Source organism: Paenibacillus hunanensis, from assembly GCF_014645615.1.
GTDB lineage: Bacteria > Bacillota > Bacilli > Paenibacillales > Paenibacillaceae > Saccharibacillus > Saccharibacillus hunanensis.
Window position 1 is genome coordinate 202,020 of the sequence record NZ_BMMB01000003.1, and the last position, 16,382, is coordinate 218,401.

General features: G+C 45.5%; 14 protein-coding genes. 8 read left to right on the plus strand and 6 right to left on the minus strand.

Translation table 11 applies throughout. From position 1 onward, the window contains the following. Positions 1–621 precede the first annotated feature (621 nt). Positions 622–2,322, plus strand: coding sequence for a methyl-accepting chemotaxis protein (locus IEX62_RS07200; protein ID WP_188774758.1), 1,701 nt, complete (start codon positions 622–624; stop codon positions 2,320–2,322). A gap of 152 nt (positions 2,323–2,474) precedes the next feature. Here the strand turns inward: IEX62_RS07200 and IEX62_RS07205 are convergent, their stop codons facing one another. Continuing rightward, the gene (locus IEX62_RS07205) at positions 2,475–3,161 is read right to left on the minus strand and encodes a serine/threonine protein kinase (protein ID WP_188774759.1); all 687 of its coding nucleotides are present in this window, start codon (positions 3,159–3,161) and stop codon (positions 2,475–2,477) included. A gap of 322 nt (positions 3,162–3,483) precedes the next feature. Between IEX62_RS07205 and IEX62_RS07210 the strand changes: the two genes are divergently transcribed. Next, entirely contained in the window at positions 3,484–4,716 is a 1,233-nt protein-coding gene (locus IEX62_RS07210; RefSeq protein WP_188774760.1) for an aminopeptidase, read from the plus strand. On the opposite strand, the gene IEX62_RS23720 is transcribed toward IEX62_RS07210, so the two are convergent. Then, the gene (locus IEX62_RS23720; RefSeq protein WP_229685668.1) at positions 4,713–4,823 is read right to left on the minus strand and encodes an AraC family transcriptional regulator N-terminal domain-containing protein; all 111 of its coding nucleotides are present in this window, start codon (positions 4,821–4,823) and stop codon (positions 4,713–4,715) included. The genes IEX62_RS07210 and IEX62_RS23720 overlap by 4 nt on opposite strands. 202 nt (positions 4,824–5,025) lie before the next feature. Between IEX62_RS23720 and IEX62_RS07215 the strand changes: the two genes are divergently transcribed. Together IEX62_RS07215 and IEX62_RS07220 are read left to right on the plus strand one after the other, a co-directional pair. After that, positions 5,026–5,607 carry a TetR/AcrR family transcriptional regulator gene (locus IEX62_RS07215; protein ID WP_188774761.1) on the plus strand — a complete coding sequence of 194 codons (582 nt, stop codon included), beginning with the start codon at positions 5,026–5,028 and terminating at the stop codon, positions 5,605–5,607. A 221-nt stretch (positions 5,608–5,828) separates the two neighbouring features. Then, positions 5,829–6,533 (plus strand): MBL fold metallo-hydrolase, encoded by a 705-nt coding sequence (locus IEX62_RS07220; RefSeq protein WP_188774762.1) that lies wholly within the window; start codon positions 5,829–5,831, stop codon positions 6,531–6,533. Between the two features lie 337 nt (positions 6,534–6,870). On the opposite strand, the gene IEX62_RS07225 is transcribed toward IEX62_RS07220, so the two are convergent. Beyond that, positions 6,871–8,010 (minus strand): zinc-dependent alcohol dehydrogenase, encoded by a 1,140-nt coding sequence (locus tag IEX62_RS07225; RefSeq protein WP_188774763.1) that lies wholly within the window; start codon positions 8,008–8,010, stop codon positions 6,871–6,873. Between the two features lie 438 nt (positions 8,011–8,448). On the opposite strand from IEX62_RS07225, the gene IEX62_RS07230 reads away from it, so the two are divergent. Then, positions 8,449–9,222, plus strand: coding sequence for a TraR/DksA C4-type zinc finger protein (locus tag IEX62_RS07230; RefSeq protein ID WP_188774764.1), 774 nt, complete (start codon positions 8,449–8,451; stop codon positions 9,220–9,222). Between the two features lie 298 nt (positions 9,223–9,520). Here the strand turns inward: IEX62_RS07230 and IEX62_RS07235 are convergent, their stop codons facing one another. Beyond that, positions 9,521–10,846: a hemolysin family protein gene (locus IEX62_RS07235; RefSeq protein WP_188774765.1), complete on the minus strand. Its 1,326-nt coding sequence runs from the start codon at positions 10,844–10,846 to the stop codon at positions 9,521–9,523. A gap of 338 nt (positions 10,847–11,184) precedes the next feature. Here IEX62_RS07235 and IEX62_RS07240 point away from each other — a divergent pair, with 338 nt between their 5' ends. From IEX62_RS07240 to IEX62_RS07250, 3 genes are all read left to right on the plus strand, one after another. Continuing rightward, positions 11,185–12,156: a carbohydrate ABC transporter permease gene (locus tag IEX62_RS07240; protein WP_188775049.1), complete on the plus strand. Its 972-nt coding sequence runs from the start codon at positions 11,185–11,187 to the stop codon at positions 12,154–12,156. Further along, positions 12,153–12,977, plus strand: coding sequence for a carbohydrate ABC transporter permease (locus IEX62_RS07245; protein WP_188774766.1), 825 nt, complete (start codon positions 12,153–12,155; stop codon positions 12,975–12,977). Before IEX62_RS07240 ends, IEX62_RS07245 begins: the two co-directional genes overlap by 4 nt. Before the next feature lie 155 nt (positions 12,978–13,132). Then, positions 13,133–14,521, plus strand: a complete 1,389-nt coding sequence (locus IEX62_RS07250; RefSeq protein ID WP_188774767.1) for an ABC transporter substrate-binding protein — start codon at positions 13,133–13,135, stop codon at positions 14,519–14,521. Positions 14,522–14,707: 186 nt separating this feature from the next. On the opposite strand, the gene IEX62_RS07255 is transcribed toward IEX62_RS07250, so the two are convergent. Both IEX62_RS07255 and IEX62_RS07260 read right to left on the minus strand, forming a co-directional pair. Then, positions 14,708–15,127: a spore coat protein GerQ gene (locus IEX62_RS07255; protein WP_188774768.1), complete on the minus strand. Its 420-nt coding sequence runs from the start codon at positions 15,125–15,127 to the stop codon at positions 14,708–14,710. Positions 15,128–15,343: 216 nt separating this feature from the next. Beyond that, entirely contained in the window at positions 15,344–16,321 is a 978-nt protein-coding gene (locus IEX62_RS07260; RefSeq protein WP_188774769.1) for an SDR family NAD(P)-dependent oxidoreductase, read from the minus strand. Positions 16,322–16,382: the final 61 nt, after the last annotated feature.

The following is a 16,382-nucleotide window of genomic DNA, read 5'->3' on the forward strand; positions in this document are numbered from 1 at the left end:
TTCCCTTCCTATTGTCTCTTGTTGTATTCCTATTGCTTCACTTTCTGTAGTGGTGATACAGATATTCATCTAGCACCAGTATGACTTGTTTGAAGAACATATTGCAAAATCACCTTGCAAAAATTAATGCGCGAACAGCATTGCTTCCTAAAACAATAGCTTATCTATGGTACATCTTATTCAAATCTCAAAAGTAAGCCTATCGTAACTTTAACCGGACAGCCCTCTATTTAATCGAATAGCGTAAAATGTCGAACAAACTCCCTACACCATTCTTATTTCGATCATTTTCGACAATATAAGATATTTTTCCTATTCCGTGTAATTCATTCTACCCCTATAATTAATTTAATTAGTTATAAAGATTTAGTTTCAAATTTAAAATCCTTGTTTTCAGGTTCCTAAGAACTATGCGCAAAGAGCTTAAAACTTATTATAAGGATGGAGTATTATCCGAAATGAGAGAGGTAATCGTTTTATTCATCTTCTTAAACCTCTTATTTTAAATAGACATCATGACTACATTTGCACAAATATTGGACATCACAATTGAAATCGCTGTTATAGGAACTTGTTACAGCAAATGGATTTTAACTTCAACTGAGAAAAGGAATGATACCGATGAAAAACATTCGCGTTCGTACAAAAATCATTATCCTGATGACGATCAATCTACTGTTGCTTGCTATTGTTGGACTGACTGGAACCAATTCTACGCGTACGATGTCTGATATCTCTACTAGCATTTATCAAAATAATCTACAACCGCTCATGATCATGGATCAAATTCCGATTAACTACAGCTCCAATGCTGTAAAGCTGCTTCGTCTGATGAACACAAACGATACGAATCAACAGAAGTCCTTAATCGACGATATTCAAAAAACGGCTACAGATACAAAGCAGCAATATGCCAAGCTCCAGCAATTGCAGCTCAGCGCTGCGAATCAAACTCTATTAAGCACTCTTACCAAAACCGCTGATCAATTCGCTCAGACTCGTCAAACCTTCCTGGATGCGATTGCTGCCAATAATAAAGCCGATGCTCAGACAGCCTATACTAATCTCGAAAACTATCGCACGACGTTAAATGAAAATGTGAATGCACTGCGTGAGAATATGATTGAAGAAGCTACACAGAGTAAAGAAAACGCAGATCAAACATATTTCACTTCTACATTGATCACGATTGTAGTTATTGCAGCTGGAATTATCGTTGCTCTGCTGGTCGGTATCTGGATTACGACACTGATCTCCAAACCACTCAACCGTGTTCAGCTCTTGATGCAACAGGCGGCTGACGGCGATCTGACCGTACTTTCCGACTATGAAGCTCGCGATGAGATTGGTCGTGTGTCTGCTGGCTTTAACAAGCTGATCGAAAGCATGCGTAAAATTATTAAAAGTGTCGACGACAGTGCCATGACACTATCCGCTTCTTCAGAGGAATTAACTGCAAGTGCAGACCAGACTGCTCGTGCTTCGGCTCATATCGCTTCTTCCTCTGGAGAGCTGGCTACAGGAATTACATCGCAAACAACAACGGTGATCGATGTGACAGATTCCGTTAACGAAATGGCTAATCAGATGGAAAAAGTATCTCACACAAGCAAAGAAATCAATCAATTGACTGTGCACATGAAGCAAAATGCCGAGCAAGGACTTGGTGAAGTACGTGATATTACGAGCCGTATTCAGCATCTTGCGACCGATATTCACTCTACACTGAATGTATTAACCACATTGAATCAAAAGTCCGAGCAAATCGGCTATGCCTCCTCCGCTATTCAGCAAATTGCTAAACAAACGAATCTACTTGCACTTAATGCTTCAATTGAAGCAGCACGTGCCGGTGAAGCAGGTCGCGGCTTCGCTGTCGTCGCTGAAGAGATTCGCAAGCTGGCTGAAAGTGCAGCAGAATCTTCTACGCTCATCACAGGTCTGGTGCTGGATGTACAAAAGGAAAGCCAGAGCGCGGTTCAACAGGCAGAAGAATCCGTTCATAGTGTGCAGGCAGGGGTTGAAGGAAGTCAGCGTGTGATGGCTGCGTTCGAAGTCATTCGTAAATCGGTTGACAGCACAGCTGAGCGTATTGATGTGACTGGTTCGCTGATTGATAGCACCAATAGCAAGTCTCGTCAAATTGCGGAAGCTATGGAGCATTTGAGCGCCATCTGTGAAGAAGGATCCGCAGGTATTCAAGAAATGAATGCTGCCAGCGAAGAGCAGTTGTCCACGATGGAAGATGTCGCTTCCTCCGCTCGCCACCTGTCTACAATGGCAGAAGAGCTGCAACAACTGATTGCTTTCTGTAAGCTGTAAACTCAAACGAGTTTTCATACAATAGAATGGAATTCTATAAATAAAAAAATAAAGCCTTCTGCATCGAGCAGCTTCGGTATAACAACCAAAGCGTACATGATGCAGAAGGCTTTTCATTTAATCAGATCATTCGCTGGCTTTTCTTTTCCCTGTCACTTCATATATTTAGAAAATAGATCGCCCGCTCTTTTCGCCAGTTCCTCTACATTTAATGTATTATTCATCGTGCCAATGCGCGCATACCAGTTTTTGATCGTATCCAGTACCCATGAAGGAATCGTTTTGCCGGCAATGCGATCATAAAATTGCTCGTACGCCCATACGAGATGATCCCAGCGACGATCGTCTCCTTCGTGTACATATTCGGAAACGTCAATTACCTTGGCGCGTCCGTTTTGCATAATTACATTTTTCAAATGGATATCGCGTGGATTCAAGCCAACTCCACGCACATATTTGCGTGCTGCCTCTACATCTGTAATGACCTGCTTCGGCACCTCAATTCCCTGCAACAAGCAATCCTGTAAGGTCGGACCAGCTTCGTAGCTGAGTACGAGATAATTCGCATCATGACCATAACAGGTTGGGAAAAAGGGAGAACCCTTCAATCGTTCATATACGGATAACTCTACCGGAATTTTATCCTTCGCCTGCTCGGTGAATACTTTAAAGGCATATCCCGGAGTCTGATCATACGTAAATACCGCAGCATCGGTTCCGATACCAACGCATCGAACCCCGTCGGCATAACCGGAGATGACGACCGGTTCATTAGTCTCACTGCCTGTGACTGTCATTTGACGTAATGCTTCCTGTGCCTGCTTCCAATCCTCGTTCATGCTTGTTCCCCTCTCTCCTGCACCATTATGATCTGCATACCTGTGTCTCGGAAGCGATCTCGGATCTGCGGATAACAGTGAGATGTACACCGTATTTTATAGGAATTTACCCACATTTCCAACTTTACGCACATCATATGTCACTTTATGCATTTGTTTTATGAATTTCATTTTCGGTAAAGGTTTTCATTAACGTGTACATCCTGTAAAATAGGTGAGACGGGTTATCTGTAGTAAAGATCCCAGTTACTTCGTAATGTCCGCTTTTCTTAGGCGCGCATTAACGATACACATATAGACAGTTGAAACGGAGGAACTATTCATGTCAGATTTTCAGACCAAACTTGAGCAATATGCCGAGCTTGCTGTGCGCGTTGGTGTCAACGTACAAGCGGGCCAGAAATTGATCATCAACGCTCCTATTCATGCAGTCGACTTCGTTCGTCTGGTAACTCGCAAGGCTTACGAGGCTGGGGCTTTGCTTGTTAAAGTCAACTGGGGTGACGATCAAGTGACTCGTATGCGTTACGAGCTTGCACCGGATGAATCGTTTGATATCGGGCCGAAATGGTATGCAGCTGAGATGGAAGAGCTTGCTGAAAACCAGGGCGCTGTGCTGCACGTTGTCTCCGATGACCCAGATCTGCTGAAAGGCATCGATTCGAAGCGTATCGCCGCTTCACAAAAAGCGTCCAGCATCGTGCTGTCCAAGTATCGTGAATATGTACAATCCGACAAAATGAGCTGGTCGATCGTAGCTGTACCATCCGAATCATGGGCTGCTAAAGTATTCCCTGAGCTTCCTGCGGAAGAACAGGTGAACAACATGTGGGATTACATTTTCAAAGCGGTTCGTGTAGGTGAGGGCGATACGATTGCTGCATGGCAAAAGCACGTTTCCTTACTGAACGAAAAAGCGGCTTATTTGAATGAAAAAGCCTACAAACAGCTGCACTATGTTGCACCAGGTACAGATCTGACAATCGGCTTGCCGGAAGGTCATCTGTGGGCTGCGGCAGATAGCATCAGCGAACGTGGCGATGCATTTATCGCAAATATGCCAACTGAGGAAGTATTCACGGCTCCACTGAAAACCGATGTGAACGGCTATGTGAGTAGCACGAAGCCGCTGAGCTATGGCGGTACGATCATCGACAACTTCAAGCTGACCTTCAAGGATGGTCGCATCGTTGGCGTAGAGGCAGAAAAAGGTCAGGATACACTGGCGCATCTGGTTGAGATGGACGAAGGCGCTCATTATCTGGGCGAAGTCGCGCTTGTACCTCACCGTTCCCCAATCTCTGAATCAAATATCCTTTACTACAACACATTGTTTGACGAAAATGCTTCGAACCACCTTGCTATCGGTAGTGCGTATGCATTCAACTTACAGGGCGGTAAGCAAATGAATCGTGAAGAGCTAACTGCACGCGGTCTGAACAACAGTCTCGTACACGTTGACTTTATGATTGGTTCTGGTGAAATGGACATCTACGGTATCACGCAAGATGGTCAGCAAGAGCCGATCTTTAAGCAAGGCGGCTGGGCATTCTAATATTGCTGTTTGCTACTTACTTCGTTTTCGCGGATCATGAGCGGAACCAGCACCAGAATGTCCTGGGGCTGTTCCAGTAGCTGGAGTAAGCGTACAACCGTATCCATACACTATTTCTTTTCAGGCAGGCACCGAACAGGTGCCTGTTTTTATTTTGACCTGTTCAAATGGAGCCCAATCGCTTACAATGAAGCTCAACATGATGAATTGGCATAGCTGATATATGAATGGTATTAGTTTAATATGCTATTTTCGCTTATATCGTTTTATTTTTAACTTTTATCCTTAACCTACAAAGGAGGATTCTATATGTCACCTCGAATCGGTTTGAATTTGTCCATGATTGTTCAGGCAGCTATCCAGCTTGCTGATGAGCAAGGTGTGCAGGCAGTTACCTTATCGGTGCTCGCACAACAGTTAAAGGTACGCTCCCCTTCTCTCTACAATCATATTGATGGATTACCTGGCTTACGCCGAGAAATGGCACTTGTTGGCTTACAGCAGCTCAAGGAAACGATCATGATGGCTGCGGTTGGACGTGCAGGCGATCTGGCGATACGTGAAGTGTTTCGCGCCTATTTGCATTTCGTACGTCAGCATCCCGGTTTATATGAAGCAACACTTTATGTACCAGAGCAACCGGATGAGCAATTGGAGCAGCTCAGTCAACAGATTTTGGAGCTTGTCCGGCAGGTGCTGAGCGCTTATCATCTGACAGATGAGCAGATGATTCATGCCACGCGCGGCTTACGTAGCATACTGCATGGCTTTAGCTCATTGGAACGAAGCAAGGGCTTTGCACTCAAGGAAGATGTTGATGAGAGTTTCGAATGGATTTTGAATGTCTATGTGCAGGGCTTGAAGGCTATGGGTCAATCAACAAATGCCTAGAAGTAGCAATAGCTCTGCAAATCAGGAATAGCTCTGAACAGCTCCAGCGTACTGAAAAATGGGGCTATTCCTATTTTCTTTTACAGTCGCAGGTAGTCGTTGAAAGGAAGCTTACGATCAAGAAACGGAATGCAATCTTATAAAATAATTTCATTTTTAATTAATTATACTCTTGCTAAAACTAATACTATTAGTTATTATGGTGAAAAAGGAGTGTTAATATGAGAGTGATTAGCAAAACCCATTTGCACCAATTAACGTTTTTTCCAGCTATTCTTCCGGTAAACTGTTATGTTATTGAAGAAGAGGATCATCTAACCTTGATTGATGCGGCTCTACCTGGTAGTGAGAAGGGAATCCATAGCTTTGTCCAGCAAACAGGCAAGCCTTTAACGCATATCGTGTTAACGCATATTCACAGCGATCATATCGGAGCACTGGATGCACTGGCAAAGCTATATCCAGATGCAGTCATCTGCGTATCCACTCGCGATTCTCGTCTGATGAGCGGCGATGTATCCCTTAATCCAGATGAGCCGCAAACACCTATTCGTGGTGGTGTACCGAAAAAGCTTCGTACTCGTGCCAGCCTGCTATTAGAAGACGGCGATCGTATTGGCTCGCTTCAGGTTATTACTACACCCGGTCATACGCCCGGCTCGATTTCATTATTAGATACACGCACCTCTGCGATCATTGCAGGCGATGCGTTTCAGACACGTGGAGGTATTGCCGTATCCGGCTCGTTACGCTGGAGCTTCCCCTTCCCTGCGCTGGCTACATGGTCAAAGACAATTTCACTACAAAGTGCACAACGCTTACTGGAGCTTAACCCTTCCCTACTTGCTGTTGGGCATGGATCGATGATCGCTAATCCTCTCTCATCCATGCAAAAGGCGATAGATCATGCAGCACGTCAGATGTAGATGTAATTGCATCTCCTAATTATTTTCTGCCTATTTCCTGCTGATTTCCTATATGTACTTTACCAATTCCCTACCTGTTTTTTACCAGTATCATTATTTCGTTTAGCTCAATCTACATGGACTGAACCACTCCAATATGCTCGGCTATTGAATGAGCAATACAGGATGTTAAGCAAGCTCAACTCCTTATAATTGCCCTGTAGCTGATTGGCAATCATGTAGTTATTTGAATCACCCATTTAGGTAAGCACACATGACAAAGCCTGCACCCGTATAAGCTCAGGCGCAGGCTTGCACAATGATAACGATTTATAAAACAATCGTGATGAATGCTCGCTTATGGCTTCAAAATAACCTTGATGCAGTCATCATGCTTATCATTGAAAATATCATACGCATGGGCTGCATCCTGTAACGGGATATGGTGCGTAATAATATCGGTCGCATCCAGCTTGCCATCGACAATCTGCTTGAACAGCTCTGGCATATAATGTACAACAGGTGCTTGTCCCATCGCCAGCTTCACATTACGCTCAAACAGATGACCTAATGGGAAGCCATTATACGTCTCGCCATACACACCGGTAACCTGAATCGTACCGAATTTGCGTACCACGTTAGCTGCAATATTGAATGCGCTCAGACTACCACCCTGTAGCTTCAATGCCGTTTGCACGCGTTCACCGACATTTTTCTCCGCATCCAGACCGACACAGTCAATAACGACATCGGCTCCACCGCTTGTCATTTCCAGCAGATGCTGATCAACTTCATCCACTTCTTTGAAGTTAATGACCTCTACATTGTTGGTACGTTTAGCATGAGCAAGTCGATAGGGGAGATGATCGACAGCGATAACGCGCTTGGCGCCTTTTTGCCATGCGAATTTTTGTGCAAGCAGTCCAACTGGGCCACAACCGAGGATAATAACGGTATCACCCGCCTTCACTCCGCCACTTTCAACGCTCCAGTAAGCGGTTGGAATAATATCCGATAGGAATAACACCTGTTCATCCGTTACTTCAGCCGATTCTGGAACGACAAAAGGGAGGAAGTTCGCATACGGTACGCGCATCAGCTCAGCCTGACCACCTGGGTAGCCTCCATAAATATCAAAGCCGAAATAAGCGCCTGTATTTTTTTCTTCCATTTTGTTCGAATTATCGCACTGACTCTCCATCTGATTTTTACAGAAGAAGCATTCACCACAGGATACGTTAAATGGAACAACGACACGGTCACCCTTTTTCACACGGGTTACGCCCGGCCCCACTTCTTCGACAATTCCCATCGGTTCATGCCCGATCACATAATTATCATGGACAACTGGCATAGCACCATTAAAAATGTGCAAATCCGAACCACAGATTGCTGTTGAGGTTACCCGGATAACAATATCATCGTCCTTTTGAATACGTGCATCCTCTACATCTTTAACGCTGACCTTTTGCTTACCCTGATACGTGAGTGCTTTCATGATGAATTCCCCTTTCGGTAATGGAAGGTATGAGCCATGCAGGTTATTCTGTGCTTAACGAAATAACATTAATCGCATGTAAATAAAATAACAACTCAACAAAGCTTGAACTGCTCTCCAGCCCAGGTGTGCTTTACTTGATGAATGCCACGACAAGCCTGTATATGTAGCTCTATAAACAGCCAGCCAGACATCCATATCCAAATAATAGAAAATAATCTAAATGATGCACAATGATCTCTGTTGTATTAACCACTCCCTTTGATGTTTTAACCTTATCGATAGAAACAGTATCGATTACGATTAAGCGAGTGGCTCCATCCAAGCGACCAAAAGATTAATTCATCGGTATGCAGGGTAATGAAATGCATGAACAGCCGCAATTCGTTACGAGAGCGGCCACCTACATGCATTTCAACACCGAAGGGAGCCATAACGATGAAACATTTGACGAAAGCCCAAATTGAAGAACTTAAAAATAGCTTGCTTGAGGAAAAAAAGGAATTAGAACGACATTTCGATGTCGATAAAGATAAAATGGATGGACAAATTGAATCCGAGCGTATGTCTACTGGCGAGCTATCTGCGGTAGACAATCACCCCGCTGATCTCGGTACAGAAACATACGAGCGTGGACGTGACCTGGCAATCGATGATCAAATGAATGATACACTGGATCAGGTGAATGCTGCTTTGCAGCGTATCAACGAGGGTACGTATGGGGTCAGTGAGGTAAGTGGCAAGGAAATTCCATTCGAACGTCTGCAAGCATTGCCATATACCACCTATCTGGTGGATGAAAGTCCACAACAGGACAATGTGAATGATTACCGCCCGGTTGAGGAGGATCTGATCACTCCACCAGCCAAAGGCTCAGGCGAGAATCGCCAGCATAATACAGGTCGTTTTGACGATGCAGGTGCATGGCAAGCGGTTGAAGATTATGGTGTTGCCGACTCTCCAGCGATGAGTGCACAGCGCGAGGTGCATAGCTATAATGAGCTGGCAGAAGGCTCACCGGATGATGAGAATTTTACGGAAAGCGTAGAATCATTCGCAGCTACCGATATCGAAGGCAATGATCGTCATGTAGAAGAAGGCCCTGCCTCCCGTACGTATGAGGAGCGCGGCGAAGGTGATACCGAGCTACAGGTGGACGAGGCAGATGAGCAGGTCGATGCTGAAGTGGAAGAAGCAGATCGCCGCCGTTGATGGTATCGAATCGGCATACGATCCAATCTAGTCTAATAAACCATGGATAATGGCATCACAAATAGATGAACCACCACAAAAAGAACGAGTCAGACATCTGACCCGTTCTTTTTGTGTACGTTTTGGTGCACGTGGTCATGATTATGGTTCCTGTGTCGGCTTATTTTTGCTGTTCAGGCTTTGCTATTTCGGCTATATAAAAAAAGAAAAGGAACGGGAGCCTATCCCATTCCTTTTCTTTGCGATAAAGCTATGGATTTATTTTCCTCAAGCCGGTATCCATAACTCCTCGCTATGTTCAGGCTCCTGCCTGATTGGTCGTTACGGCAAATTGTGTAATGACCAGCTTAATGCGTGAAATGCGTTTGTTCTCGACTTCTTCAACCACGAGCAAATGCCCGTCATGCGCCACACTCTGTCCTACCTGTGGAGGCAGGGATTCAACACGGGAATACAACCAGCCGCCAATCGTATCGTACTCGGACAAGTCCAGGTCGAGTGAAAAGCGTGTATTGAATTCCTCAATCAGCATCAGTCCATCGATGGAATACATCATTTCATTGATCGGCTCAACGACAGGACGTTCATGGTCAAACTCATCCTGAATCTCACCAACAATCTCTTCCATAATATCTTCCAGGGTAACCAGCCCTGCTGTACCACCATATTCATCGATCAAAATGGCAATTTGTGTTTTGCCACGCTGCATCAGCTTCATCAGCTCACTAATCTTGATCGATTCAGGTACGGCAATAATCGGGCGAATCAGCTTCACCGAGTCCGTGATCTGGTAACGCATCAGATCCTTAATGTGCAGGAAGCCGACAATATGGTCTTTGTCGCCATCGCACACCGGATAACGTGTACGCATCCCATCCAATGCAATCTGCAAATTCTCTTCACGAGAAGCATGCAGACTCAAGCAGATCATCTCGGTACGTGGAATCATAATTTCGTGGGCGGTTGTATCGGCGAACTCAAATATATTATCAACCAGCGCCAGTTCGGTATTATCGATCAGCCCGCTCTTGTTGCTTTCTTTCATTAGTATACGTATCTCTTCTTCGGTATGAGCGGATTCATGCTCGGATGCCGGAGCAATGCCGAACAGTTTGAGCAAGGCATTAGCCATGCCGTTCAACATCCAGATAAAAGGATACATCAGTTTGTGGAACAATAGCATCGGTGCAGCTGTCCAGAGCGTTACGACTTCCGCTTTGCGGATTGCCAGTGACTTCGGTGCCAGCTCGCCAAGTACGATGTGTAGGATCGTAATGACGATAAACGCGATGGCTATCGATACACTATGGATGACGACTTCATTGTTCAAGCCTATCGCTGCGAACAATGGTCGGATCAGCTCAGCAATTGCTGGCTCACCAATCCAGCCAAGTCCTAGCGATGCCAGCGTAATACCTAGCTGACATGCGGACAAATAGGCGTCCAGATTGTTTACAATGGACTGCGCAAAGCGCGCCCGTTTGTTACCTTCATCGACCAGTGTCTCCAATCGACTGCTGCGAATTTTGACCATCGCAAATTCCGCTGCTACAAAAAAGCCATTCAATAATACCAGTACAAAGACCAGCACAATGTTCAATAAACTGGGTAAGGGGTCAGTCAAGTGTGTTTCCCGCGCTGTTTATCCAACCGTTGGATAAGCTACAGCGTCGGGTTCACCTCCTTCGAATTGTAGATTTTTGAATTTTCCGCCATTTTACGTGTACTGTCAATTTCCCAATGGTTTCACCTCTTTTCATATGTAAGTATAGACGTTGCCTGATTATATTATAGCGCGAAAACGAAAACAGTCAAATCGGCAGGACCTCCTGGCAAGTCGTCTAGACAACATAACTTTTACAATTCTATACAGTTCTCTTAACATGTTCTCTTTATACTTTAGCAGGTGAACAGGATGGTGCTGATGGATGCGAAGGGCATTGAAACTATACAAAAGTGAGGTTGATTGTTTTGGACAAATCGTCGGTCGTGCCTTCACGGCGCGCACTCAAGCAAGCTACTGATCGCGCACGATCCCGTACGCGTATTCCTCGTCGTGCAGGCTGGTTACAGGAGTATTCGCTGGCTGCGTTGTTTCTAGCGCCATCGATTGCCCTGTTTGGTATTTTTCTATTTTATCCACTGGTGCAATCGATCTATCTGAGCCTTCATTCCACCACACCGCGTGGTGATGTTGCCAAGTATATCGGACTGCGTAACTTTGAGCGCCTGTTTGAAGCAAGCGGCTTTTTGAACAGTTTATGGGTAACCGTCGAATTCATGCTGTTCACGGTGCCTACCTCCATCCTTCTTGCCCTTATTCTTGCTGCAATCTGTCGTACCCATCTGCGTGGCAGCAAAGTGTTCCGTTTTATTTTCTCACTACCGATCGCTATTTCTGTCGGTACAGGCTCGGTCATCTGGATGATGCTATTTCATCCGACACTCGGTATGCCGAACTACCTGCTACAGCTGATTGGGCTTCCAGGCATTCAATGGCTAACCAGTCCGGATTGGGCACTGATCTCCATTTCGATCATGACGGTATGGATGAATGTAGGCTTTTTATTCATTTTGCTGCTCGGGGGTATGGAAGGCGTATCCGAGGAAATTTATGAGAGCGCACGGATGGATGGCGCTGGACCGATGCGTACGTTTTTCCGTTTAACCCTGCCTCTGATCTCGCCAACACTGTTCTTTGCCAGTGTGACGTCGATTATTAGTGCATTTCAGTCGTTTGGTCAAATCAACATACTAACTAAAGGGGGGCCGGTAAACAGCACGAATGTACTTGTCTTTAATCTGTATCAGGATGCTTTTGTGAACTTCCGTTTTGGCTCAGGTAGCGCTCAGGCACTTGTATTGTTTGTTCTAATCTTGATCCTGACGGTGATCCAGTTCAAATTCGGTGAAAAGAAGGTGCATTACCAGTGAAACCTAACGTGCTTCGACTTGGCTCGGCTTACACGGTACTTATTCTTGCTTCTATTCTGATTCTGTTTCCGTTCTGGACGGCGTTGTCTAATTCGTTCATGACCGAGGCTGATTCGGCTACATATCCGCCGAAGCTTATTCCGTCTCACTGGGACGTGCAAAACTTTCTGAATGTATTGAACACGATTCCGATTATACGCTTTATGCTGAACAGTCTGGTCACGAGCACGATCATTACACTTGGTCAGCTACTGACCTCCTGTATGGCAGCCTATGCTTTTGCCTTCCTTCGCTTTCCGGGACGCAAGCTGCTGTTCTCACTGTTTCTGGCGACGATGATGATCCCGTGGGAAGTGACCATTATTCCGAATTATCTGACGGTTCGTAGCTGGAACTGGCTCGATTCGTATGCTGGATTGACCGTGCCGTTCCTTGCTACTGCGTTCGGAACCTTTTTGATGCGTCAATTTTTTATGCAGCTTCCGAAGGAGCTGATGGAAGCAGCACGTATCGATGGATGCGGTCATCTACGCATCTTCGCTTCACTTGTCATTCCGCTCTCGATGCCAGGGCTTGCTACGCTCGGTGTGTATTCCTTTTTGAACCATTGGAATATGTATTTGTGGCCATTGCTCATTACGAACTCCGAGAGTATGAGAACCGTGCAGATCGGTATCAGTATGCTGCAATTTGCTGAGGTGACTGCATGGAATGTCGTTATGGCGGGTATCGTGCTCGTACTGCTGCCTTCCCTAATTCTACTTGCTGTTGGACTGGGCAGACTCGTAGGTGGTCTGACTGCTGGATCACTGAAAGGTTAATGATTGGCTAATCTCTTTCAATTAACAAGTATGGACATCCAGCAGCAACATGAAAAGCACTACTGAAACAACCTCTACTCGTTCCACATGATGTCTCATCCTGCATGACTGTGTACAAACAACTACCAACTTATGTTAAAGGGGCAAATTCACTCATGACATTCAAATCGTTTTTCACGCGTCAATGGAGTCTGCTTGCATTAAGTCTGTTTCTGTTTCTAGCAGCATGTAGCGGAGGCGGAGCTTCGCAAGGCTCCCAGCCAGCAGCCGCTGCGGATAGTGAAGCAACAACGATAACTAGCTCGGGTCCGGTGAAAGTTGTATTCTGGCATTCCATGAGCGGTAATCTGGAAAATGTCGTAAACGATCTGGTGAAAAAATTTAACGATTCTCAGAAAGATGTGCAGGTAGAAGCAGTATTCCAGGGTGACTACGATACAGCGCTGAGCAAGTTCAAAACGGTAGTCGGCACGAACGATGCGCCTACGATGATGCAGGTCTATGATGTAGGTAGTCGTTATATGATCGACTCGAAAGCGATCACTCCGATGCAGCAATTTATTGACGCAGACAAATTCGATCTGTCCAGCTTCGAGCAAAATATCCTGAGCTACTACACTTTCAATGGCGAGCAATATTCGATGCCGTTTAACACATCCAACCCATTGATCTATTACAATAAAGATCTGTTCAAAGCTGCTGGTCTGGATCCTGAACATCCACCAACGACCTTTGCAGAATTTGAAGAAGCGGCTAAAAAGCTTGCGGCTAAAGGTACACCAGCCTCCTTTCCGATCTATGGCTGGCTGATGGAGCAATTAATGGCGAACCAGGATGTACAGATTTTGAATAATGATAATGGTCGTAGCGCTCCAGCAACAGAATCAACCATCAATTCCAAAGCCGCAGTAGATACACTGACATGGTGGAAAAAGATGGTCGATGAAAAAGCAATGATGAATCTCGGTCGCAAAACAGATGACACCGATAAAGCATTCTTAGCTGGTCAAACCGCAATCACAATGAACAGCACAGGCGCACTGACCAAGCTGCTGGAAGGCTCTAAAGGTAAATTCGAGCTGGGTACAGCTCCACTCACGAAGCCATCCGCAGATTACAAAAATAAAGGTGGCGTTGTTGTCGGTGGTGCAAGTCTGTGGATTACGAATAACAAGCCAGCAGCAGAACAACAAGCAGCATGGAAATTCATCAAATTCCTGGCTGAACCGGATAATCAGGCTTACTGGTCTGTACACAGTGGATATTTCCCAATTACGAAAAAAGCTTATGATGTCGATAGTATGAAGCAAAACCTGAAAGAGCATCCGCAATTCCAAACAGCTGTTGATCAATTGCACAATACAAAGATCGATCCAGCTACACAGGGCGCTGTAATGGGAATCTTCCCAGAAGCACGTCAGCTGACAGAGACAGCAATTGAAGAAGCACTGACTGGCAAAAAGACACCTCAGCAAGCACTGGATGATGCAGCTACCCAAATTACACAAAAGCTACAGGACTATAACGATTCCGTCACACAGTAACAGATCGTTTATCACAAGCCTTATAGTGACGTTCTAAACCTCACTGGCTCAATAAAAACGCCGATCACACGGATAACTTCCGCAGATCGGCGTTTTATTGATGTAAAGATTGTATAGGATTCATTTGCGAATGGTATATATCATCAACTGCTAACATTCATTCAAACGAAATCATACCCTGCGAGATCACTGCGAAGGGGATGATTGTCGCGCTGGCGCAGCCTGTCCTGAAATATTCGTATACGCCGAGGTCGATTCTGAAAATACAGCGTGATCCAGCTCTGACAGAGACAGCACCTCGCGCTGACCATTATGCGTATGACGAATTACAAAATGATCCTCGCCGGTCGCTTCCAGTCTGCCACGATATACACTATTTTTCGATTCGCGTCCCGGAATCATATGAAAGAATCCATCAAGACCCATCTTCTCCTGTAGCTTTTCTCGTGTAGTAAGGTGATCCTGACTTCCGCCGGAGTGAATGACTGAATCTTTTACGGACGAGGTCATCATCTGACCCGAACGTGGCTCAGTCAGCGTCTGATCCGTACGAGCATGCCCGTGCTCATTTCGATAAGCAACTGGACGATAGGGGTGGGTTAACATGATTGCATTCCTCCCGTAAATGAAAGTGTATCACATCCTGTAATGTACCCTTCCGCCTTCGGATTGAATCGATTATTTTCCATTATTTAGAAAATAAACCATCCCATCTCTATCCTATTCTCTGCTGTATCTGACGTGCGTGAGCTTATTATATCAGTGCAATCCTTTCTCGGCATGTTCCTAATGGATGATTTTCCCTACTTTTTAATCGATTGATTAAGACTTGGACAGATCTGCACCTGTCAGCTCAGCAGACAGCTTCCATAGACGCTCTGCTTGCTCAGGATCAATCGCATAATCTTTAACACCTACAGCACGTTTGTCTGGATGGAATGGCTCCGCAATATCGCAATCTTCGCAATAAACGCCGCCTTTGCCCTCAAGCTGTGGTGATGTTGCTGCCCACACCTGTGTTGCCGCTCCCTGTTCCGGTGTTTTGAATGCTTCATTCACCGTTTCACCGTCTTCACCGATCCATTTGAGGGCGATCATCTCTTCTTTTGGCATATGACGTTGAAGCGGCGTCATAATACCGCCCGGGTGAACTGCAAATGCACGTACACCATGCTCCGCACCAAGTCGATCAAGCTCTACTGCAAATAGCGAATTGGCTGTTTTCGATTGGCCATAGGCTTCGAACTTGTGGTAGTTCCCTTCAAAGTTCAGGTTATCCCAACGAATAGGAGAGAAATGGTGACCTGTGGAGGAAGTCGCTACGACACGTGCTCCACCGTTGGCTTTCAGTGCAGGCCAGAGCAGATTGATCAGCGTATAATGTCCCAGGTGATTCGTCGCGAATTGCAGTTCCCAGCCTGGACCGACGCGTGTTTCTGGACAAGCCATAATACCTGCGTTCAGGATCGCCAGATCAATACTACGGCCACTATCCAGAAAACGCTGTGCAAATGCACGTACGCTATCCAGATTGGATAGATCCAGCTCATCTACCTCTACATTTTCGATACCAGCCAGTGCTTCACGCGCCGTATCAGGACGACGAGCAGGTACTACTACATGTGCGCCTGCCTTCACCAGAGCGCGTGTCGTTTCCAGTCCAAGACCAGAATAGCCACCTGTAACGAGTGCGAGCTTACCAGACAGGTCAATACCTGCCAGTACCTCATCTGCTGTGCTACGATAACCAAATCCAGAGTCGATCTTTCCTTGCAGTGTTTGTTGGTAGGCCTGTGTCATAATGGGTATTCCCCTCTCATCAGTTCGTATTTGAAATCAATTATAGGTCTACTTTACAACC